At 48.7% G+C, this 19,485-nt stretch carries 22 protein-coding genes; 18 read left to right on the forward strand and 4 right to left on the reverse strand.

Annotated features, from left to right (window positions below):
- Positions 1 to 5 precede the first annotated feature (5 nt).
- Positions 6 to 629 (reverse strand): LemA family protein, encoded by a 624-nt coding sequence (locus CBP12_RS11250; RefSeq protein ID WP_086964517.1) that lies wholly within the window; start codon positions 627 to 629, stop codon positions 6 to 8.
- A 49-nt stretch (positions 630 to 678) separates the two neighbouring features.
- Entirely contained in the window at positions 679 to 1,245 is a 567-nt protein-coding gene (locus CBP12_RS11255; RefSeq protein WP_086964518.1) for a DUF488 domain-containing protein, read from the reverse strand.
- Between the two features lie 299 nt (positions 1,246 to 1,544).
- Between CBP12_RS11255 and CBP12_RS11260 the strand changes: the two genes are divergently transcribed.
- Together CBP12_RS11260 and CBP12_RS11265 are read left to right on the forward strand one after the other, a co-directional pair.
- Complete coding sequence (locus tag CBP12_RS11260) at positions 1,545 to 1,961, forward strand: CopG family transcriptional regulator (protein ID WP_086964519.1); 417 nt, start codon at positions 1,545 to 1,547, stop codon at positions 1,959 to 1,961.
- A 27-nt stretch (positions 1,962 to 1,988) separates the two neighbouring features.
- Positions 1,989 to 3,296 carry an extracellular catalytic domain type 1 short-chain-length polyhydroxyalkanoate depolymerase gene (locus CBP12_RS11265; protein WP_198341806.1) on the forward strand — a complete coding sequence of 436 codons (1,308 nt, stop codon included), beginning with the start codon at positions 1,989 to 1,991 and terminating at the stop codon, positions 3,294 to 3,296.
- Between the two features lie 74 nt (positions 3,297 to 3,370).
- On the opposite strand, the gene ppc is transcribed toward CBP12_RS11265, so the two are convergent.
- Together ppc and argE are read right to left on the reverse strand one after the other, a co-directional pair.
- Positions 3,371 to 6,013, reverse strand: coding sequence for a phosphoenolpyruvate carboxylase (gene ppc / locus CBP12_RS11270; RefSeq protein WP_086964520.1), 2,643 nt, complete (start codon positions 6,011 to 6,013; stop codon positions 3,371 to 3,373).
- 362 nt (positions 6,014 to 6,375) lie between these two features.
- Positions 6,376 to 7,536 carry an acetylornithine deacetylase gene (gene argE / locus CBP12_RS11275; protein WP_086964521.1) on the reverse strand — a complete coding sequence of 387 codons (1,161 nt, stop codon included), beginning with the start codon at positions 7,534 to 7,536 and terminating at the stop codon, positions 6,376 to 6,378.
- A gap of 243 nt (positions 7,537 to 7,779) precedes the next feature.
- Between argE and argC the strand changes: the two genes are divergently transcribed.
- From argC to rpsQ, 16 genes are all read left to right on the forward strand, one after another.
- Positions 7,780 to 8,793, forward strand: a complete 1,014-nt coding sequence (gene argC / locus CBP12_RS11280) for an N-acetyl-gamma-glutamyl-phosphate reductase (RefSeq protein WP_086964522.1) — start codon at positions 7,780 to 7,782, stop codon at positions 8,791 to 8,793.
- A gap of 4 nt (positions 8,794 to 8,797) precedes the next feature.
- Positions 8,798 to 9,586, forward strand: coding sequence for an acetylglutamate kinase (gene argB, locus CBP12_RS11285; protein ID WP_086964523.1), 789 nt, complete (start codon positions 8,798 to 8,800; stop codon positions 9,584 to 9,586).
- Positions 9,587 to 9,613: 27 nt separating this feature from the next.
- On the forward strand, positions 9,614 to 10,531 hold the full coding sequence (locus CBP12_RS11290) for an ornithine carbamoyltransferase (protein ID WP_086964524.1): 918 nt from the start codon (positions 9,614 to 9,616) through the stop codon (positions 10,529 to 10,531).
- On the forward strand, positions 10,531 to 11,742 hold the full coding sequence (locus CBP12_RS11295; protein ID WP_086964525.1) for an argininosuccinate synthase: 1,212 nt from the start codon (positions 10,531 to 10,533) through the stop codon (positions 11,740 to 11,742). The genes CBP12_RS11290 and CBP12_RS11295 overlap by 1 nt, the downstream gene beginning before the upstream one ends.
- 215 nt (positions 11,743 to 11,957) lie before the next feature.
- Positions 11,958 to 13,832: an argininosuccinate lyase gene (gene argH, locus CBP12_RS11300; RefSeq protein WP_086964526.1), complete on the forward strand. Its 1,875-nt coding sequence runs from the start codon at positions 11,958 to 11,960 to the stop codon at positions 13,830 to 13,832.
- 587 nt (positions 13,833 to 14,419) lie between these two features.
- Entirely contained in the window at positions 14,420 to 14,731 is a 312-nt protein-coding gene (gene rpsJ, locus CBP12_RS11305; protein WP_086964527.1) for a 30S ribosomal protein S10, read from the forward strand.
- Positions 14,732 to 14,748: 17 nt separating this feature from the next.
- Positions 14,749 to 15,387: a 50S ribosomal protein L3 gene (gene rplC / locus CBP12_RS11310; protein WP_086964528.1), complete on the forward strand. Its 639-nt coding sequence runs from the start codon at positions 14,749 to 14,751 to the stop codon at positions 15,385 to 15,387.
- Positions 15,388 to 15,404: 17 nt separating this feature from the next.
- A complete protein-coding gene (rplD, locus tag CBP12_RS11315) occupies positions 15,405 to 16,010 on the forward strand; it encodes a 50S ribosomal protein L4 (RefSeq protein WP_086964529.1) in 606 nt (201 codons plus the stop codon).
- Positions 16,007 to 16,309, forward strand: a complete 303-nt coding sequence (gene rplW / locus CBP12_RS11320; protein WP_086964530.1) for a 50S ribosomal protein L23 — start codon at positions 16,007 to 16,009, stop codon at positions 16,307 to 16,309. Before rplD ends, rplW begins: the two co-directional genes overlap by 4 nt.
- Positions 16,310 to 16,326: 17 nt before the next feature.
- On the forward strand, positions 16,327 to 17,151 hold the full coding sequence (gene rplB, locus CBP12_RS11325; protein ID WP_086964531.1) for a 50S ribosomal protein L2: 825 nt from the start codon (positions 16,327 to 16,329) through the stop codon (positions 17,149 to 17,151).
- A 20-nt stretch (positions 17,152 to 17,171) separates the two neighbouring features.
- A complete protein-coding gene (gene rpsS / locus CBP12_RS11330; RefSeq protein ID WP_086964532.1) occupies positions 17,172 to 17,450 on the forward strand; it encodes a 30S ribosomal protein S19 in 279 nt (92 codons plus the stop codon).
- A 10-nt stretch (positions 17,451 to 17,460) separates the two neighbouring features.
- Positions 17,461 to 17,793 carry a 50S ribosomal protein L22 gene (rplV, locus tag CBP12_RS11335; RefSeq protein ID WP_086964533.1) on the forward strand — a complete coding sequence of 111 codons (333 nt, stop codon included), beginning with the start codon at positions 17,461 to 17,463 and terminating at the stop codon, positions 17,791 to 17,793.
- An 18-nt stretch (positions 17,794 to 17,811) separates the two neighbouring features.
- Positions 17,812 to 18,501, forward strand: coding sequence for a 30S ribosomal protein S3 (rpsC, locus tag CBP12_RS11340; protein WP_086964534.1), 690 nt, complete (start codon positions 17,812 to 17,814; stop codon positions 18,499 to 18,501).
- A gap of 12 nt (positions 18,502 to 18,513) precedes the next feature.
- Complete coding sequence (gene rplP / locus CBP12_RS11345; RefSeq protein ID WP_086964535.1) at positions 18,514 to 18,927, forward strand: 50S ribosomal protein L16; 414 nt, start codon at positions 18,514 to 18,516, stop codon at positions 18,925 to 18,927.
- Positions 18,927 to 19,118 (forward strand): 50S ribosomal protein L29, encoded by a 192-nt coding sequence (gene rpmC, locus CBP12_RS11350; protein WP_086964536.1) that lies wholly within the window; start codon positions 18,927 to 18,929, stop codon positions 19,116 to 19,118. Before rplP ends, rpmC begins: the two co-directional genes overlap by 1 nt.
- Before the next feature lies 1 nt (position 19,119).
- Entirely contained in the window at positions 19,120 to 19,380 is a 261-nt protein-coding gene (gene rpsQ, locus CBP12_RS11355) for a 30S ribosomal protein S17 (RefSeq protein ID WP_086964537.1), read from the forward strand.
- The last annotated feature ends 105 nt before the right edge of the window (positions 19,381 to 19,485 follow it).

Raw genomic sequence — 19,485 nt, forward strand, 5'->3', positions numbered from 1 at the left:
CCTTATTAGTTTGCCGGTGCGCTGGTGGGGGTATTAGGCATATCAAAGCGCACTTCAGGGTTTTTCATAATCTCTGCCTGGCGCTCTACACCGTAATTATCTTTTACCTGATAACCCATTATTTTGGCGGTGATCACCGTAGGAAATTGGCGAATATATTGATTATAGGCTTGAACCGCTTGAACAAAGCGACCCCGCTCGGTGGCGATACGATTTTCAGTGCCTTCCAGTTGGATCATTAAATCGCGCACTAGGCCATCGCTTTTAAGCTCAGGATAATTTTCTGATACCGCCATTAATCGTGACAATGCCGAAGATAGCTCGCCTTGAGCTTGGTTAAAGCGTTGCATTAAAGCCGGGTCGTCTAAATCGTTCACATTTACATTAATTTGCCCCACTTTAGCGCGCGCTTCGGTTACATCAGTTAATACTGTGCGCTCTTGGCTCATATACGCATTGACTGAGCTCACTAACTTAGGCACTAAGTCGGCTCGGCGTTCATATTGGTTTAAGGCCTGTGACCAGGTGGCGTTAACTGCTTCATCGAGCGTTTGTATTTGATTGTAGCCACAGCCGCTTAAGCTAAGGGTGATGAGCGCAAAAACTAAAGCGTGAAGGTAACTTTTCATAATAGGGTTCCTGCTATTCGCTAATAAGGAAGATGCTTAACTGTTGGCACTATGACTTTTTAGGCTGTGCTTCAGGCGGATAAACTAGCTCACCTTGGTCAATTTCTACCGGTTCGGCGCCCCATTTACCTAGCTGATGTTCTTCGATCAGCGTTTGCTGTTTCGGGCCATCAATAATGTGTTTTACCTGCCAGCCGTGAGTGGCCAGCCAGTTACTGATCAATAATCGATGGCATCGTGCGGGATGGCGCTCTGAGCAACAAATGGCAATTCGTTGCTCGTCCGCTTCTGCTTGCAATTGCTTAATGGCGTCCTGAAATTCGGCGGTGAGTGTGTAATCTGCATAGTTATGAAACGACTGATTTTGCCAGCCGTCATTAAGCGCTTCGTCTATTTCTGTGGATTTTCTACGCCGTCCGCCTAGGTGGGGGCAATGCTGGTAGGCAATGCCATTGTCCGGTAACCACTGGCGCAGTTGGTCTTGGTGAAAATGGGGAAACTTGCGACTACCAGGAAAGGCGCGAACATCCACTAGTTTCTCAATACCGGCATCCTTGAGCAGTCGTAAAAACTCTTGCTGGCTGTGAGTCGAATGGCCGACCGTATAGATTTCCATGACAGCTCCTGTGCTTAGTTGGCGCTTAGGCTTCTTTGCTCCTCTTATGTTTATAGCAGAGATAGCTCTCAGACTCATAGTTGGCTTTTAGCAGGCCGCTACTTTATTAGCGCTGGCGCTCACTGAGCTATAGGAAAGATGTGGGCGCCTGCGTGGCTAAAAAAGACCCTTTTTGTATAAATAATGACAATTAATCGACAAAGTAAGTTATATTGACTCCACACGCCATCCATATGGATGGTTAATTGTTGAGTCTTTATCTTTAATATTTGCTAAAAGCCTGATCACAAGGAGCTGAGATGAGCGTACATGAGCTAAAAAGAAAGCCGAGCGAGACCAGTGAAAAACTTACCATCAACTTAGGGGTGGTGGATTTAGGACAGGTAGATTTACTGGTACAAGAAGGCTTTTATGCTAATCGCAGTGATCTTATTCGTACCGCGATTCGTAATCAGCTAGCGGTGCATGCCGAGGTAGTAAAAGAAACCGTGGCCCGTAAAACCTATGTGCTAGGGCTGCAATATTACAGTCGCAGTGACTTAGAGGCGCTACAAGCCCAAGGTGAAATGCTGCAAATTCAAGTCTTAGGCTTAGCCAATATTGCCGATGATGTCTCTCCCGAGCTTGCGCTAGCAACTATTGAGTCCATATCTGTGCTCGGCGCTCTGCAAGCCAGCAAGGCGGTAAAGGCCGCACTGGCTAATCGAATTTATTAACGCTGCAATGCGTATAAGGAATTGACAATGAACTTTCCTAATAATGAAACCTTAATGGCCCATTTACAGCAAGCCACGCGCTTAACTAATGCCGGTCAATTACAACAAGCCACCGCACTCATTCAACGTGCCTTGCAAGGTAAACCTGTGGCACAAACGGCTGCGCGCTCCGCCGACTTTACAGATGGCGCGCTGTTTGAAGGTCAATGCTATGAAGTAGATAAAGAAGAGATAGAAAGTAACCATGGGCCAAGCAAGCGTGCGAAAAAATCTGCCACAAACCGCGAGCACGCAGCAGATGAAGCAGTAACACCGCCATGGAGCGGCGCATTTGCTGGCGAAAGTGCCTCTGAGCTGACTAAAGTGGGATTAGGCGGGGTTAGCAAACAATGGCGAGATACACTCTCTGGCTTAAAAGTTAAGCAGCCGAGCCCTGCGTTGCCTGAGGGAGCGACCTTTAATAACGCCACTTTTGCAAATGCAGCGGGCAGTCGAGATTATAAGCTCTATGTGCCCAGTAGTTATCAGGGGCAAGCCTTGCCGTTAGTGGTGATGCTTCATGGCTGTACGCAAAACCCCGATGACTTTGCTGCAGGCACCGGCATGAATCTTTTAGCAGAAAAAACGCCTTGTTTGGTGCTGTATCCGGCACAAAGGGGCAGCGCTAATCATTCTCGATGTTGGAACTGGTTTAAGCCAAGTGATCAGCGCCGTGATGCCGGAGAGCCGGCCATTATTGCCGACATGACTCGCCAAATTATTAAAGAGTATCGGCTTGATAAACAACGTGTCTATGTAGCAGGACTTTCTGCCGGCGGCGCTATGGCCACCACTTTGGCTCAGCTTTATCCTGAGCTTTACGCAGCAGTGGGAGTCCACTCTGGCTTGCCTTATGGCGTGGCCCAAGATATGCCCTCCGCCTTAGCGGCTATGCAAGGCTCAGCAAGCCCGCTTGCAGGGCTTAATCAGTCACGTTCCAGAGCTGTGAATGGTGAGAAAATTCCTGCCATTATTTTTCACGGTGACCAAGACAGCACAGTGCACCCTAGTAATGGGGAGCGGGTAGCAGCGCAGTATCTTGCGGGTGCCGCTTTATCACCTTCTAAAACTCAGCCACAACAGCGCACAGGAAAGGTAGCCAAAGGCCGCTCTTACACCTGTACGGTTCACTCTCACAGTAATGGCAAATCGCTACTGGAGCTGTGGTCTATTCACGGAGGCGCTCACGCGTGGGCGGGGGGTGATAGCGCGGGCTCTTACACAGATCCTAAAGGCCCTAACGCCTCACGGGAAATGCTGCGCTTTTTCCTCGCCCATCCAAAAAACGCCTCATAATAAGCGGCAGTAAAAAAGCCCCAGTGCTGTGTTCGGTACTGGGGCTTTTGCTTGTATTTTACTTACAGCGGTGTCTATCCCGTATTACGCATCCCTGCCGCGATACCGGCGATGGTCACCATGAGTGCTTGATCTAATACCGGATGAATATCTCCTTGCTGGCGGGAGCGTTTTAATAGCTCGGCCTGCAAAACATTTAACGGATCTGTGTAGGGATTACGTAGCTTAATGGACTCTTTTATCCAAGGTTCACTGACTAATAACTCAGCTTGTTCTTTCAGTTGTAAAATAAGCGCCATGCTATCGCGCAGCTCATTGCGCAACCGCTTACCCAAAGGCTTTAGCTCATCAGGTACTAATAGTGCATCGTAATAGGCGGCTAGGCTAATATCAGTTTTTAAAAACACCATTTCTAGCATATCGAGCCGAGCTCTAAAAAATGGCCAGCCTTTGTTCATCGCTAGCAGGGTACTTTCTTGACCCTCGGCAATGACTGCTGCTAGGCCTTTATGCGCTCCCAGCCAAGCAGGGAGCATCAGTCGATTTTGTGTCCAGGCAAAAATCCAAGGGATGGCGCGCAAACTTTCTACGCCGCCATCGGCTTTTCGCTTGGCGGGACGTGAGCCCAGCGGCAGTTTGCCTAGCTCTAACTCTGGAGTGGCGGCGCGAAAGTAGGGCACAAAGTCTGGCTCGTCACGGATAAGCGCTCGATAATGAGCACACGACACCTCACTTAAGGTATCCATTATTTTCCGCCATTGTGGCTCTGGCTCGGGCGGTGGTAATAAGTTGGCCTCTAATACGGCACTGGCATAAAGCGCTAAGCTGTCAAGCGCTACTTTTGGTAAACCAAACTTAAAGCGGATCATTTCCCCTTGTTCCGTCACCCTTAAGCCGCCCTGAGTTGAGCCCGGCGGCTGCGCTAAAATCGCTTGATGAGCTGGGCCGCCACCGCGCCCTAAGCTACCACCTCGACCATGAAAAAGAGTGAGCTTAATTTGTGCTTGCTCACTTAATGCTACCAGTTTTTCCATAGCGCTATATTGGGCCCAGCCGGCGGCCATCATGCCGGCATCTTTTGCCGAGTCGGAATAGCCAATCATCACGTATTGGCGACCTGCTAGGTAGCCACGATACCAAGGCAAGCTATAGAGCTGCTTAATGACCTCGGCGCCCTTGTTTAAGTCATCGAGGGTTTCAAATAAGGGCGCCACCGGTAGCGCAAAGTCCACACCATTTTCTTTTAGTAATAGCTGTACTGCCAATACATCCGATGGCGCGCTAGCCATAGAAATAATATAAATGCCAAAGGCCTCTGGCGGGTGCTGAGCAATAACTTGGCAAGTTGCTAGCACTTCTTGAGTGTCGGCACTGGCTTGCCAATGGTGAGGCAGCAAAGGCCGGCGGGAGGCCAATTCATTTAGTAAAAAAGCCTGTTTATCTGCTTCGCTCCATTCACTGTAATCACCTAATCCTAAATAACGGGTGATCTCGGCCAGTGCTTTTGCATGGCGCTCGCCATCTTGGCGAATATCTAATTTAAGTAAATGAATACCAAAGCAGGCCACTTTACGAATGACATCCAGCAGTAAGCCATCGGCAATTTTGCCCAATCCGCAAGCTTGCAGTGAGCGATAACATAACTCTAAAGGTTGGCGCAGCTGCTCGTTGTGGGTAATTAAATCTCGGGCATCGGTATTTTGTCCTTGTACCTTAGCATTCAAATGCAGCAGTGTTTCTCGTAAATCTTCGCGCAGTTTTCGCAGCAATGCGCGATAAGGCTCATCACTTTCTCCACGACTCGGTGTGAGGGATTGGCTGGCTAATATAAGTTCATCGCTAGCTTCTGACATAGAGAGCTCAGAAACCAGCTCTTGAATGTCACTTAAAAATAACGAACTAGCCACCCAGCGTCCTAATAACAACACTTCTTCTGTTACCTGAGCGGTGACAAAAGGGTTACCGTCGCGATCGCCGCCCATCCAAGAAGTAAAACGAATAGGAGCCGCATCCAGCGGCAGCCTAACGCCTAGCTCGGCCTGGGTTTGTTGTTCGAGTTGGCGCATAAACTGAGGCAGGGCAGGCCACAGGCTATTTTCAATAACCGCAAAGCCCCAGCGTGCTTCATCTACGGGAGTGGGACGTTGAGAGCGAATTTCTTTACTGTGCCAACCTTGGGTGATCAGCTGCTCGATACGCGCTATTAGCTCAGCGTGTTCGTTACTGGGCAAATCGAGCTCAAGTGCGGCTAAACAGTCATTAAGTTGCACATGTTTATGGATAAAAGTGCGCCGGGTAACTTCTGTGGGGTGTGCGGTTAGCACTAAGTCGATATCGAGCTCGCTGAGCGCTGCCGTAATGCGCTCAGGTTCAATCTGCGCCGCTTTAAGACGTTGTAATACTTCATGTATTGGCCCCGCGCCGGCATTGCGCTGCGTTTGGCGAGAAATAGTATGAAATTGTTCAGCTACATTGGCTAAGTTTAAAAACTGGCTAAAGGCGCGCGCCACTGGCAAGAGCTCGTCATCACTTAGTTGTTTTAAGGTGTCGATTAATCGGGTTTCGTCTTGCTCATTACCTTGACGGGCAGACTTAGCTAATTGGCGAATAGTTTCTATTTTATCTAAAAACTCCGCGCCGAGATGATCTTTAATCGCCTCGCCCAGTAATTGCCCCAACAGGCCAACGTTTGCCCTTAGTGGTGCATGATTATCCATATCTGTGCATCCTTAATGTGAAGTTATTGCTTGCAAACCATATAGCCAGCTTTCCCCAACACGGTCAATTGTGATAAGCCCAGAGTGGATAAAATCTGTGAGGGGCGAAGCATAAAGAGTGGAGGGGAAGTGCCAACTCGCGCTGCTCTTAATCTTTACGTCGTCATCCTTATGACAACCGGTGAGGGTGAAGGGGAAGTGCCAACCGCTGGCCTTAATCTTTACGCCGTCATCCTGATGAACATCAGGATCTCGCTTTAGATTGTTAGAACATAAATGCGAGATACCGAGGTCGTCATACCGAACTAGGATCCGGTATGACGATGGTGAGGGTATGGGGTGTCTTTAGCTAGGCGCTGCCTTTACTTTTGCTCTAAACAAAAGCGATTTACTAAGCGCTGGATAATATCAAGGGTGGGCTTAACGAAAGACAAGTCCAAGTATTCGTCGGGTTGGTGCGCTTGGGCAATATGACCTGGACCCAGTACGATAGTTTGACAGCCTAACTGATTAATAAAGGGCGCTTCGGTGCAGTAGTTTACCGCTTCGGCAGGATTACCTGATATCTCGGCGGCGGCTAGTACTAATTCGCCGTTAGGATCCGTGCCATAAGGAGGAATAGGCTCATGTAAATGGAATAATTCCAGTGCGCCTGGGTATTGCTGTTTAATGGGCTCGATGGCGTGATGTAGTAAGCCCATTAGCTCATCGGGGCCCACGCCTGGGATCGGGCGCATATCGAAATTTAGCTCACAGCAGGCACAAATACGGTTAGGGCTATCGCCGCCATTGAGTGAGCCTAAGTTTAGCGTCGGTTGTGGCACCTTAAAATGGTGGTTACCGTAGTTCTCTTTTAATTGGCGCTGTAGATCTAATAAACGCCCCATCACTTGGTGCATAATTTCCAGCGCATTAGTGCCATTGGCGGGATCTGAGCTGTGGCCGCTTTTACCAGTAATACGAATGCCTTCCGACATATGGCCTTTATGCATCATTACCGGCACTAAGCCGGTCGGCTCACCAATCACCGCATATTCGGGTTTAATGGCCATGGCACTGGCAATGGCGCGCGCGCCAGCCATGGTGGTTTCTTCATCGGCAGTGGCTAAAATACGGATCGGTTTGGTTAACTTGCTTAAGTCCATGTCTTTAAGGGCTTCAATAATAAAGGCAAAAAAGCCTTTCATATCAATCACCCCTAAGCCATAAAGGCGGCCATTTTCTTCTGTTAATTTAAAAGGATCTTTAGTCCAGCGGCCTTCATCATACGGCACGGTATCGGTGTGGCCGGCTAACAGTAGGCCGCCATCACCTTCGCCGCGAGTAGCGATTAAGTTAAACTTGCCGGGTAAGCCCTCAAGCTCGGTAACTTCTACCGCAAAACCGAGCTTGCTAAACCAGTCGGCTAATAAACGGATGACTTTTTCATTACTTTGGTCCCAACTTGGATCTGTGCTGCTAATGGAGGGCAGGGCGATTAAATCTCGATACATATCTAGTAGTTGAAACTGGGTAGATGACATAGGGTCTCCAAAAAATTGCGCAAATTTATATTCAATAATGTTGCATAACTATTTTATCATTGCTAGTCTGGCAGCTTATTCTTTTCCAAGTATTTAGCGTAGCAAATGGCCATGTTTTTCCCTTCTTTATTCAAGCGACGACGACCGCTCGCCTAAGCCATGACCTTAGGGTGACATAAGCCCTCAAAACACGCTAGGCTGACGCCTACACTCTTACGTCTTACAAATAAACGGACATGCCTCATGTTAAAAGCTGCAGTTATTGGTGCTAGCGGTTACACCGGAGCGGAACTGGCCGGTTTAATTCAAGCGCATCCCCACCTGTCATTAGCTGGATTGTATGTATCTGAGTCTAGCCAAGATGCTCATAAACCTTTCTCAAGTCTATATCCACGCTGGCGCGGGGTGATTGAGCAGCCTATATTGCCGTTAGATGATGAGGCGCTGAGCCGCATCCATACCGAGGCGGACATCGTCTTATTAGCCACGACCCATGAAGTGAGTCATGATCTAGCCGCAGGATTTTTAGAAAAAGGCTTGCCAGTATTTGATTTATCAGGCGCGTTTCGCGTGCCTGGTGAAGGCTTTTATGAAAAATTCTATGGCTTTAGTCATCAGTACGGTGACTGGCTAGGTAAGGCCGCCTATGGCTTGGCCGAGTGGAATCAAGAAGCAATAAAAGCCGCCCAGCTGATTGCCGTACCGGGTTGTTATCCTACGGCTTCATTAACGGCGCTTAAGCCGCTGCAAGCTGCTGGTTTTATTGCCGATAACACTAAGCCCATTATCAGTGCTGTATCCGGTGTGACCGGCGCCGGCCGTAAAGCAAGTCTTGCTACCAGTTTTTGTGAAGTCAGCTTTAAGCCTTATGGCGTGCTTAGTCATCGCCACCAGCCTGAAATAAGTCATCACTTAGATAATGGTGTGGTGTTTCAGCCGCACTTGGGTAACTTTGCCCGCGGTATTTTGGCCACTATTTATGTAGAGCTAAAAGAGGGCGTGACTGATGAGCAAATATCTAACGCTTATCATCAAGCATACGATGGACAAAAAATCGTGCGTATCACCGATCAATGGCCAGAGATCAACGATGTAGCGGGTACGCCGTTTTGTGATTTGCACTGGGCCCGTGAAGGTAATCTATTAATTGTGGTCTCCGCTATCGATAACCTATTAAAAGGTGCGGCCAGCCAAGCCATTCAATGTATTAATATTCACCAAGGATTCTCGCCCGTGGCGGGCTTAGTGCAGGAGTAACAGCATGAGTACCCAAACTAGCCCGCTCATTATTAAATTGGGTGGCACCTTATTACAAAGCAATGAGGCCTTAGCGGCCTTATTTACCACCCTTAATACCTTTATTAAAGAGGTTAAACGTCCGCTAGTGTTAGTTCACGGTGGTGGTGTGTTGGTAGATAATCAACTTAATGCCATGGGCTTAAGCTCTACCAAAAAAAATGGTCTAAGAGTGACCCCAGCTGAGCATATTGGTGTGATCACCGGCGCCTTGGCGGGCACGGCAAATAAGCTGTTATTAGCCCAAGCCATTGCCCATAACATTAACAGTGTGGGCTTGTGCTTAGGGGATGGCGGCTTATGTCGTGTTAGCCAGCTCGATGCTGAGCTGGGCTCGGTGGGCAAAGTCGATGGCGGTGATGCCACTTTAATTAGCACCCTTTTAAATGGCGGCTTTATGCCGGTGATAAGCTCCATTGGCATCACCCAAGACGGCCAGCTAATGAACGTGAATGCGGATCAAGCGGCCACCGCCATTGCTGAAGTATTGGATGCAGATTTAGTGATGCTATCCGATGTCAGTGGCATTTTAGATGGCGAGCGCCAACTGATTAATAGCTTAACGCACGACCGTGCGCAGGAGCTGATGCATCAAGGCGTGATTAAAGACGGCATGGCCGTGAAAGTAAAAGCGGCATTACAAGCCACACAAACCTTGGGTAAGCCGGTAGCCGTAGGAAGCTGGCGTAACCCTGAACAATTATTGTCGCTGCTGGCAGGTGAGTCAGAGTTTGGCACTCGGATTTCACAGTAAAGACCTATCTCAAACGAAGGAAAGAAGATGCAGCATTTATTAAGCCTAAAAGATTATAGTAAGCAGCAAATTGAAGATATCTTGGCGCTGGCTAAAGACTTAAAAGCCCATCCAGAAAAATATGCCGATGCTTTGAAAGGTCAAAGTGTGGTTACGCTGTTTGAAAAACCTTCGTTGCGTACTCGCGTAACGCTCGATATTGGTATTAACCGCTTAGGCGGGCATGCGGTTTATTTAGATAGTCAAAATGGCGCTATGGGCAGCCGTGAAACCGTACAAGATTTTGCCGCTAACCTCTCTCGCTGGTGCCAAGCGATAGTAGCACGGGTGTTTGATCACCAAACGCTGGTAGAAATGGCAAAATATGCCAAAGTTCCAGTAATCAATTCCTTATGTAACCTGTATCATCCTTGTCAGGCGTTGGCAGATTATATGACCATAGCCGAGCACCATGAGGATCTGAGTAAGGTACATTTAGTCTATCTGGGTGATGGTAATAATGTAACTAATTCATTATTACTGGCCGGTGCGATTTTAGGCGCCACCGTTACCTCGGTGTGCCCGCGTGGACGCAACGTGGATGCCCAAGTATTAAAAGAAGCCGAAGCGCTAGCTGAACTAAGTGGTGGCAAAGTGCAAGTGGCTGATAGCCTTGATGATATTACTGATATCGATGTGTTATACACAGATACTTGGGTGTCGATGGGTGATGACACGCCGCTTGAGCAAGTGGCTGAAACTTTTATGCCTTATCAGATCAATCAAGCGCTGCTTGATAAAACCGGTGCTAAGCAGGTATTACATTGCCAGCCTGCGCACCGAGAAATGGAAATAACTTCTGAGGTAATGGACGGTCCTGCTTCCTTTATCCTCGACCAAGCTGAAAATCGCATGCATGTGCAAAATGCCGTGCTGCTGACATTGATGAATAGGGATACCCACTAATGAGCCAAATTAAAAAAATCCTACTGGCCTACTCCGGCGGTTTAGATACCTCTGCCATCATTCCATGGCTTAAAGAAAACTATGAAGGTTGTGAAATTATCGCCTTCGTCGGTGATGTTGGCCAAGGTGCAGAAGAGCTTGAAGGTATTGAAGAAAAAGCTTTGGCGTCCGGTGCAGTAAAATGCATTGTTGCCGATTTAAAAGATGAGTTTGTTAACGACTACGTTTACCCAACGTTAAAAACCGGCGCTATCTATGAAGGTACTTATTTATTAGGCACTTCTATGGCGCGCCCGATTATCGCTAAAGCCATGGCGGAAGCGGCATTGGCTGAAGGCGTGCAAGCCATTGCTCACGGTTGTACTGGTAAAGGTAACGACCAAGTACGTTTTGAAGGTGCAGTAGCGGCATTAGCGCCACAGATTGCTATTATTGCGCCATGGCGCATCTGGGATATGAAGAGCCGCGAAGACTTGTTGGATTATCTTGCCGAGCGCAATATTAAAACCACGGCCAGTGCCACTAAGATTTACTCGCGCGATGCCAACGCTTGGCATATCTCCACCGAAGGTGGCGAGTTAGAAAGCACTTGGAATGAGCCTTCCGAGCAAGCCTGGACTTGGACCGTATCACCAGAGCAAGCACCGGATAAAGCCGAGACCTTGTCGCTGACGGTTGAGCAAGGTCGCATCACCGCCATCGATGGCCAACAGATGAGCCCTTACAACTTATTAGTTGAGCTGAACAAGCGTGCCGCTAAGCACGGTGTGGGTCGCGTGGACATTGTAGAAAACCGTTTAGTAGGCATGAAGTCGCGCGGTTGCTACGAAACCCCAGGCGGTACCGTGATGATGGCCGCACTGCGCGCTGTTGAAGAGCTGGTATTAGATAAGCCAACCCGCGCCTGGCGTGAAAAAGTAGGCGCTGAATTCTCGCACTTGGTTTATGACGGTCGCTGGTTTACGCCGTTATGCAAAGCACTGTTAGCTTCCGCCGATGCCATTGCCGAAGACGTATCGGGTGAAGTAGTACTGAAGATGTACAAAGGCCAAGTGACCGCGATTCAAAAGTCCTCGCCAAACAGCCTGTACTCTGAAGAGTTTGCCACATTTGGTGAAGACGAAGTCTACGACCAAAGCCATGCTGAGGGCTTTATTCGCCTTTACTCCTTGGCCAGTCGCATTAAAGCGCTGAACAATTTGAAAAAATAAGCGTAGCGAGAAAGTAAAAGGGGGCTTAAGCCCCCTTTGTTTTTGAGCTAAAGCGGTGAGGTGTGAGAGGAGAAACGCTAGGGGGTAAACACCTCACAATTTACATCTCACACCTCACCGCTTTTAAGTATAATAGCGCGCAATAAACAGCCCGCTTGCACAGTCAGGTGCGGTTAACCAATAAATTTAGCAATGTTGTTTAGGAGTAACAGGTTATGGCACTTTGGGGTGGGCGTTTCAGTCAGGCGGCAGATGCCAAGTTTCAGCAGTTTAATGACTCACTGCGTTTTGATTACCGCTTGGCAGAGCAAGATATTGTTGGCTCTATTGCTTGGGCGGGCGCGCTATGTAAAGCCGGTGTCTTAACCACAGAAGAACAGCAAAAAATTGAGCTGGCATTAAACGATCTTAAATTAGAAGTAATGCAAAACCCCAGCCAAATTTTAGAGTCTGATGCTGAAGATATTCACTCTTGGGTAGAAGGCCAGCTAATTGCGGTGGTCGGTGATTTAGGTAAAAAATTACACACTGGCCGCAGCCGTAACGACCAAGTGGCCACCGACTTAAAGCTATGGTGTAAGCAACAAGTGCCGCCTTTGCTGGCTAAAATCGATGAGCTGCAAAAGCAGCTAGTGACAGTGGCTCGTCAACAACAAGCCACCGTATTGCCAGGTTACACCCATTTGCAGCGTGCCCAGCCGGTGACCTTTGCCCACTGGTGCTTAGCCTATGTAGAAATGCTGGAGCGCGACTTCACCCGTTTACAAGATGCCCAAAAGCGCATGGACACCTGCCCGTTAGGCAGCGGTGCCTTAGCGGGGACCGGTTTTGCTATTAATCGCCACGAGCTTGCGCACTCATTAGGCTTTTCTTCGCCGACTCGTAACAGCTTAGACTCGGTATCGGATCGTGATCATGTGTTAGAGCTAATGAACTGTGCCGTTAATTCCATGATGCACTTATCGCGTTTTGCCGAAGATTTAATCTTTTACAACTCGGGTGAGTCAGACTTTATTGAATTATCCGATCGCGTGACCTCTGGCTCATCACTGATGCCACAAAAGAAAAATCCTGATGCGTTGGAGCTTATCCGCGGTAAAACCGGTCGGGTATTTGGTGCTTATGCCGGCATGATGATGACCTTAAAAGCGCTGCCGCTGGCCTATAACAAAGACATGCAAGAAGATAAAGAAGGCTTATTTGATGCCCTCGATACTTGGCATGACTGTTTAGAAATGGCCGAGATGGTGTTGCATGATATTAAGCTTAACGAAGAAAAAACCCGAGCAGCAGCTCAAGGCGGCTATTCCAACGCGACCGAAATGGCCGACTACTTAGTCAATAAAGGCATTCCCTTTCGTGAAGCGCACCATATTGTGGGTGCCATTGTGGTGCACGCCATTAATAAGAAGCTGCCCATGGAAGAGCTGCCATTAGCGGACTTTAAAGAGTTTAGTCCGCTGATTGAAGACGATGTGTTCGATAAGTTGTCTCTAGAGTCGAGTCTCGCCAGTCGCTGTGCCTTAGGCGGCGTGGCGCCGGATCAAGTAGAGTTTGCCCTCAGTAGTGCCGAGCGGCGCTTAACCCAGCGTGATAGTTCAGGTATTGCGGTGCGCAGTGCGCGCTTAACCGACTTAGATGCTATTGAGCGTTTAGTGAATTATTGGGCTAACGTCGGTGAAAACTTACCTCGAGACCGTAAAGATTTAGTGAAGGCAGTGGCAGAGTTCGCTGTCACCGAGGTACAAGGCCAGATCACCGGCTGTGCCTCTTTATATGTCTATGATACCGGCCTTGCCGAAGTACGCTCACTGGGCGTGGAGCCGGGTTTCCAAAATCAAGGGCAGGGCAGTGCGCTGGTAGATAAGGTGCTGCAAAAAGCCGACGATATGGGCATCGATAAGGTGTTTGTCTTAACTCGGGCGCCTGAGTTCTTTATGAAGCAAGGTTTCACCATGACCAGTAAGTCTTTGCTACCAGAAAAAGTCATGAAAGATTGCGATATGTGCCCACGCCAACACGCCTGTGATGAAGTGGCACTGGAAATTGTCTTAAAAGATAAAGCCAGTTTACGTAAGACTGAACGTTAAACACCGTACGCGTTAGATTAAAGACCAACAGTGAAAATACCGGGCTTGTCCGGTATTTTTTGGGCTAAAGTTCAAAGCTCTCTTTTGCCGTCCAAGGTATTGTCGCTAGCTCTCTGATGTCTTGCCGTTTTGCTAACTAAAGCAAGCGCCTGACTTTGGTCAGCAAGACGGCAAGAAGCGGTGGGGATTTTCATCTTAGGGCGTAAAAAGTATTGCGTAGGGCGGTTTACACTTAATAACATACCGTCTTTTTTAGGCGTTAGGTGGTGCTCTTAAAGCTCGTCCTCTTCACCTTTTGCGCCTCACTCTTTCATTGCCCTCAAGAAACTGGTGAAAAATAACTCAAAGTCACTTGTGCCTCGTCTCGAGATAGGTATAATAGCGCTCGCTTGGTACGAGATAACTTAGTTTTTAGCTAATGCATTAACGTAATTAAGCGAGCCGATAAGGCTCCGTTAGTCGCTGTAATGCGATTAACCATACAAGCCCCCGATTTGGGTGGCACCGTTGTTAAATCACACCCCCATTCTTCTATAAGAGTGCAGGCGGTGCTGATTTATGTTCTTTATCCAATTGGAGCTCTGGTAATGCAGAACCAAAGAATTCGTATCCGCCTCAAGGCCTTCGATCACCGTCTGATCGATCAGTCTACTGCGGAGATCGTAGAAACTGCTAAGCGCACTGGCGCCCAGGTTCGTGGTCCAATCCCACTGCCGACACGCAAAGAGCGTTTTACCGTACTGACATCTCCACACGTGAATAAAGATGCACGTGATCAGTATGAAATTCGTACTCACAAGCGTCTAGTTGACATCGTTGAGCCAACTGACAAAACAGTTGACGCTTTGATGAGACTGGATCTGGCTGCTGGCGTTGACGTCCAGATCAGCTTGGGCTAACAACGGAGAGGTTAATAATGGCAATCGGTCTAGTAGGTCGTAAGCTAGGTATGACCCGCGTCTTCACCGAAGACGGCGTGTCTATCCCAGTCACCGTTATCGAAATAGATGCCAACCGTGTTACCCAGGTGAAAACTCTGGAATCGGATGGCTACCAAGCTATTCAGGTGACTACTGGCGTTAAGAAAGCGATTCGCATCACCAAGCCACAAGCGGGTTTATTCGCTAAAGCTGGCGTAGAAGCGGGCCGCGGTCTGTGGGAATTCCGCCTGGGTTCAGGTGAAGGCGAAGGTATCGAAGTAGGTACTCAGCTGAATGTTGACATCTTTAACGATGTTAAAAAAGTAGACGTTACTGGCACTTCTAAAGGTAAGGGTTTTGCAGGTACTGTTAAGCGCTGGAATTTCAGCATGCAGGACGCTACCCATGGTAACTCTCTGTCACACCGTGTTCCTGGTTCAATTGGTCAAAACCAATCACCAGGTAAAGTGTTCAAAGGCAAGAAGATGGCCGGACACATGGGTGCAGAGCGTGTTACTACGCAAAACCTAGAAGTTGTTCGCGTTGATGTTGATCGTAACTTGCTGCTCATTAAAGGTGCAGTACCAGGTGCGACTAACGGCAGCGTGATCGTTAAACCTGCCGTTAAAGCATAACGTCTGAGGAGATAGTAATGGAATTGGTAATGAAAGACGCGCAAGCCGCTCTTGAAGTTTCCGAAACTACCTTCGGGCGTGAGTTCAACGAAGCGCTGGTGCATCAGGTTGTAGTAGCCTATGCCGCCGGTGCTCGTCAAGGTACTCGTGCTCAGAAGACCCGTTCCGAAGTGTCTGGCGGCGGCAAGAAGCCGTGGCGCCAAAAAGGCACAGGCCGGGCCCGTGCCGGTACCATTCGCTCTCCTATTTGGCGTGGTGGTGGTGTGACTTTTGCAGCTAAGACGCAAGATCACAGCCAGAAAGTCAATAAGAAGATGTACCGTGGAGCTATCAGAAGCATTTTATCTGAGCTGGTACGTCAAGAGCGTTTGATCGTGGTCGAGAAGTTCGGTGTAGAAGCGCCTAAGACTAAAGAACTGCTAGCGAAATTGAAGCAATGGGATCTGACTGATGTCTTGATCGTTACTGCCGAAGTTGACGAGAACTTGTTCCTTGCCGCCCGTAACCTGTACAAGGTTGACGTGCGTGATGTAACCGGTATCGATCCAGTTTCTTTGATCGCTTTCGACAAAGTATTGGTAACTGCTGATGCAGTTAAGCAAATCGAGGAGATGCTGGCATGATCCGTGAAGAGCGTATTTTAAAAGTTCTGAAGGCGCCGCATGTCTCTGAAAAAAGCACCATGGTTGCCGAAAAGACAAACACAATTGTGTTCAAAGTTGCTATGGACGCTACCAAGGCTGAAGTAAAAGCTGCGGTTGAGAAGCTGTTCGAAGTTGAAGTTAAAGATGTTCGCTCATTAGTAGTGAAAGGTAAAACCAAGCGTTCTGGCAACCGTACCGGTCGTCGTTCTGATTGGAAGAAAGCCTACGTGACCCTGCAAGAAGGTCAAGACATCGACTTCATCGGCGGCGCCGAGTAAGAAAGGAGTAAGTTAAAATGGCAATTGTAAAATGTAAGCCTACTTCTCCGGGTCGCCGTCATGTAGTTCAGATCAGCAACCCGGAATTGTACAAAGGCAAGCCGTTCGCCCCTCTGCTGGAAAAGAAAACCAGATCAGGCGGTCGTAACAACGCTGGCCGTACTACCTCTCGCCACATTGGCGGTGGTCATAAGCAGCAGTATCGTTTAGTTGACTTCAAACGCAACAAAGACGGTGTACCGGCTAAAGTTGAGCGCTTAGAGTATGATCCTAACCGCACCGCTAACTTAGCTCTGCTGTTGTTTGCCGATGGCGAGCGTCGTTACATCTTGGCACCTAAGGGTGTTCATGCTGGCGATGCCATCCATTCTGGCGATGCCGCACCGATCAAAGCAGGTAACTGCTTGCCGATGCGTAACATCCCAGTAGGTAGTACTGTTCATGCCATCGAAATGAAGCCAGGTAAGGGCGCGCAAATTGCTCGTTCTGCTGGTACTTCCGCCCAAATTTTGGCGCGTGATGGTCAGTATGTCACCTTGCGTTTGCGTTCTGGCGAAGTACGTAAAGTACTTTCCGAGTGCCGTGCAACGCTGGGTGAAGTAGGTAATGCTGAGCACATGTTGCGTCAGCTGGGTAAAGCTGGTGCTTCGCGCTGGCGTGGTATCCGTCCTCAGACCCGTGGTGTGGCAATGAACCCCATTGATCACCCACACGGTGGTGGTGAAGGTCGCAGCTCTGGCGGTCGTCATCCGGTTACTCCTTGGGGTAAACCGACTAAGGGCGCCAAAACCCGAAAAAATAAGCGTACTGAACCATTAGTAGTACGTCATCGTAACAAGTAACGTTTTTTAGAGGTATCGCCATGCCACGTTCTCTCAAGAAAGGTCCATTTATAGACCTGCACTTGCTGAAGAAGGTAGAGAAAGCGGTGGAAAGCGGGGAAAAGAAACCAATTAAGACTTGGTCCCGTCGTTCAATGATCATTCCGAACATGATCGGTTTGACCATCGCTGTCCATAATGGTCGTCAACATGTGCCTGTTTTCGTTTCTGAGGAAATGATCGGCCACAAGTTAGGCGAATTTGCACCGACTCGTACTTATCGCGGCCATGTCGCTGATAAGAAGGCCAAGAAGCGTTAAGGGGTAAAAGATGGAAGCTATAGCTAAACACCGCTTTGCTCGTACTTCTGCCCAGAAGGCGCGCCTGGTAGCCGATCAAGTCCGTGGTCTATCCGTAGACAAGGCTCTGAATGTCCTGGCTTTCAGCCCTAAAAAGGCTGCCGTTCTGGTTAAGAAAGTACTTGAATCTGCCATTGCTAATGCCGAGCACAATGAAGGTGCGGATATCGATGAGCTAACAGTGGCTAAGATCTTCGTTGACGAAGGTCCAACCATGAAGCGTATTCGTCCACGAGCCAAAGGCCGCGCGGACCGTATCATGAAGCGTACCAGCCACATTACTGTGGTTGTGTCCGACCGCTAAGAGGCTAGGAGAAAAGCAATGGGCCAGAAAGTACACCCAAACGGTATTCGCTTAGGGATTACCAAGCCTTTTAATTCGACCTGGTTTGCGAATACAAAGGATTTTGCTGATAACTTATACAGCGATTTTCAAGTTCGTCAGTATCTGAAAGAAGAACTGAAGAATGCATCCCTGTCTCGTATCGTGATCGAGCGTCCTGCGAAGAGCATCCGTGTGACTATTCACACTGCTCGTCCAGGTGTTGTGATCGGTAAGAAGGGTGAAGACGTGGAAAAACTGCGCAAGCACATCGCCAAATTGGCCGGTGTACCTGCACAGATTAACATTTCCGAAGTGCGTAAACCTGAGCTGGATGGTCAGTTGGTAGCGGATTCAATCGCTTCACAACTCGAGCGCCGCGTCATGTTCCGTCGTGCTATGAAGCGTGCGGTACAGAACGCAATGCGTATCGGTTCCAAAGGCATTAAGGTGGAAGTTAGCGGTCGTTTAGGCGGCGCTGAAATCGCGCGTACCGAATGGTACCGTGAAGGTCGTGTGCCACTGCACACCCTGCGTGCCGATATCGACTATGCAACTTCTGAAGCATCTACCACTTACGGCATCATCGGCGTAAAGGTTTGGATATTTAAAGGTGAAGTTCTTGGCGGCCTACCAGTCGTTGAAGAGCAAGCTCCATCTAAACCAAAGCGCAAAGGCCGCGGTAAGTAAGGAGACTCGGATATGTTGCAACCAAAACGTACGAAATTCCGTAAAGTCCACAAAGGCCGCAACCGCGGCGTGGCAACCACGGGTAACCTGATTTCTTTCGGTACCTTCGGTCTTAAGGCGACTACTCGCGGACGTATCACTGCTCGTCAAATCGAAGCAGCACGCCGTGCTATGACTCGTCACGTTAAGCGTCAAGGCAAAATCTGGATCCGTATTTTCCCAGACAAGCCGATTACCGAAAAGCCCCTCGAAGTTCGTATGGGTAAGGGTAAGGGTAACGTGGAGTACTGGGTAGCCCAGATCCAGCCTGGTCGCGTTCTGTATGAGATGGACGGTGTACCTGAGTCACTGGCTCGCGAAGCCTTTGCACTGGCAGCGGCTAAGTTGCCAGTTAGGACCACTTTCGTAACTCGGACGGTGATGTGATGAAAGCACAAGATCTGCGTGAAAAGAGTGTTGAAGAACTGAACCAAGAGCTGTTAGCTTTATTGCATGCGCAATTTAAAATGCGTATTCAAGCCAGCACAGGTCAATTGGAACAGACTCACAACATTAAAACTGTACGTCGCGATATCGCACGTGTGAAGACTGTTTTGAACCAAAAGGCAGGGGCGTAAGATGAGCGAATCTAACGTTCGTACCGTGCAAGGCGTAGTAGTTAGCGACAAGATGGAAAAATCCATTGTTGTAGCGATCAGCCGTTTCGTGAAACACCCCATTTATGGGAAGTATCTGAAGCGCACTACTAAGCTGCACGTACACGATGAAAACAATGAATGTTCTACCGGTGACGTCGTGACTGTTCGCGAATGTCGTCCGCTGTCTAAGACTAAGTCTTGGACATTAGTAAAAATTATCGAGCGTCCGGTTAAAGCCTAAGACTTCTTTATAATCTTTGCTTGGTCAAACGGCCCTATGTTGGGCCGTTTGTTTTTTATGCTTCCTTTTTCGGAATTGGCAGTGCTATAATGCCGCGCCTTCAAA

Origin of the sequence: Oceanisphaera avium (assembly GCF_002157875.1) — a bacterium.
Classification (GTDB): Bacteria; Pseudomonadota; Gammaproteobacteria; order Enterobacterales; family Aeromonadaceae; genus Oceanimonas; species Oceanimonas avium.

Excerpts from the sequence above, each read along its gene's own strand:
- rplP (WP_086964535.1), top strand. The coding sequence starts at position 18,514 with ATGTTGCAACCAAAACGTACGAAATTCCGTAAAGTCCACAAAGGCCGC.
- CBP12_RS11290 (WP_086964524.1), top strand. The coding sequence starts at position 9,614 with ATGCAGCATTTATTAAGCCTAAAAGATTATAGTAAGCAGCAAATTGAA.
- CBP12_RS11295 (WP_086964525.1), top strand. The coding sequence starts at position 10,531 with ATGAGCCAAATTAAAAAAATCCTACTGGCCTACTCCGGCGGTTTAGAT.
- CBP12_RS11250 (WP_086964517.1), bottom strand. The coding sequence starts at position 629 with ATGAAAAGTTACCTTCACGCTTTAGTTTTTGCGCTCATCACCCTTAGC.
- rplD (WP_086964529.1), top strand. The coding sequence starts at position 15,405 with ATGGAATTGGTAATGAAAGACGCGCAAGCCGCTCTTGAAGTTTCCGAA.
- rpsJ (WP_086964527.1), top strand. The coding sequence starts at position 14,420 with ATGCAGAACCAAAGAATTCGTATCCGCCTCAAGGCCTTCGATCACCGT.
- rplV (WP_086964533.1), top strand. The coding sequence starts at position 17,461 with ATGGAAGCTATAGCTAAACACCGCTTTGCTCGTACTTCTGCCCAGAAG.
- rpsS (WP_086964532.1), top strand. The coding sequence starts at position 17,172 with ATGCCACGTTCTCTCAAGAAAGGTCCATTTATAGACCTGCACTTGCTG.
- rpsC (WP_086964534.1), top strand. The coding sequence starts at position 17,812 with ATGGGCCAGAAAGTACACCCAAACGGTATTCGCTTAGGGATTACCAAG.
- ppc (WP_086964520.1), bottom strand. The coding sequence starts at position 6,013 with ATGGATAATCATGCACCACTAAGGGCAAACGTTGGCCTGTTGGGGCAA.
- rpsQ (WP_086964537.1), top strand. The coding sequence starts at position 19,120 with ATGAGCGAATCTAACGTTCGTACCGTGCAAGGCGTAGTAGTTAGCGAC.
- CBP12_RS11260 (WP_086964519.1), top strand. The coding sequence starts at position 1,545 with ATGAGCGTACATGAGCTAAAAAGAAAGCCGAGCGAGACCAGTGAAAAA.
- CBP12_RS11255 (WP_086964518.1), bottom strand. The coding sequence starts at position 1,245 with ATGGAAATCTATACGGTCGGCCATTCGACTCACAGCCAGCAAGAGTTT.
- rplC (WP_086964528.1), top strand. The coding sequence starts at position 14,749 with ATGGCAATCGGTCTAGTAGGTCGTAAGCTAGGTATGACCCGCGTCTTC.
- argC (WP_086964522.1), top strand. The coding sequence starts at position 7,780 with ATGTTAAAAGCTGCAGTTATTGGTGCTAGCGGTTACACCGGAGCGGAA.
- rplW (WP_086964530.1), top strand. The coding sequence starts at position 16,007 with ATGATCCGTGAAGAGCGTATTTTAAAAGTTCTGAAGGCGCCGCATGTC.
- rpmC (WP_086964536.1), top strand. The coding sequence starts at position 18,927 with ATGAAAGCACAAGATCTGCGTGAAAAGAGTGTTGAAGAACTGAACCAA.
- argB (WP_086964523.1), top strand. The coding sequence starts at position 8,798 with ATGAGTACCCAAACTAGCCCGCTCATTATTAAATTGGGTGGCACCTTA.
- argE (WP_086964521.1), bottom strand. The coding sequence starts at position 7,536 with ATGTCATCTACCCAGTTTCAACTACTAGATATGTATCGAGATTTAATC.
- argH (WP_086964526.1), top strand. The coding sequence starts at position 11,958 with ATGGCACTTTGGGGTGGGCGTTTCAGTCAGGCGGCAGATGCCAAGTTT.
- rplB (WP_086964531.1), top strand. The coding sequence starts at position 16,327 with ATGGCAATTGTAAAATGTAAGCCTACTTCTCCGGGTCGCCGTCATGTA.
- CBP12_RS11265 (WP_198341806.1), top strand. The coding sequence starts at position 1,989 with ATGAACTTTCCTAATAATGAAACCTTAATGGCCCATTTACAGCAAGCC.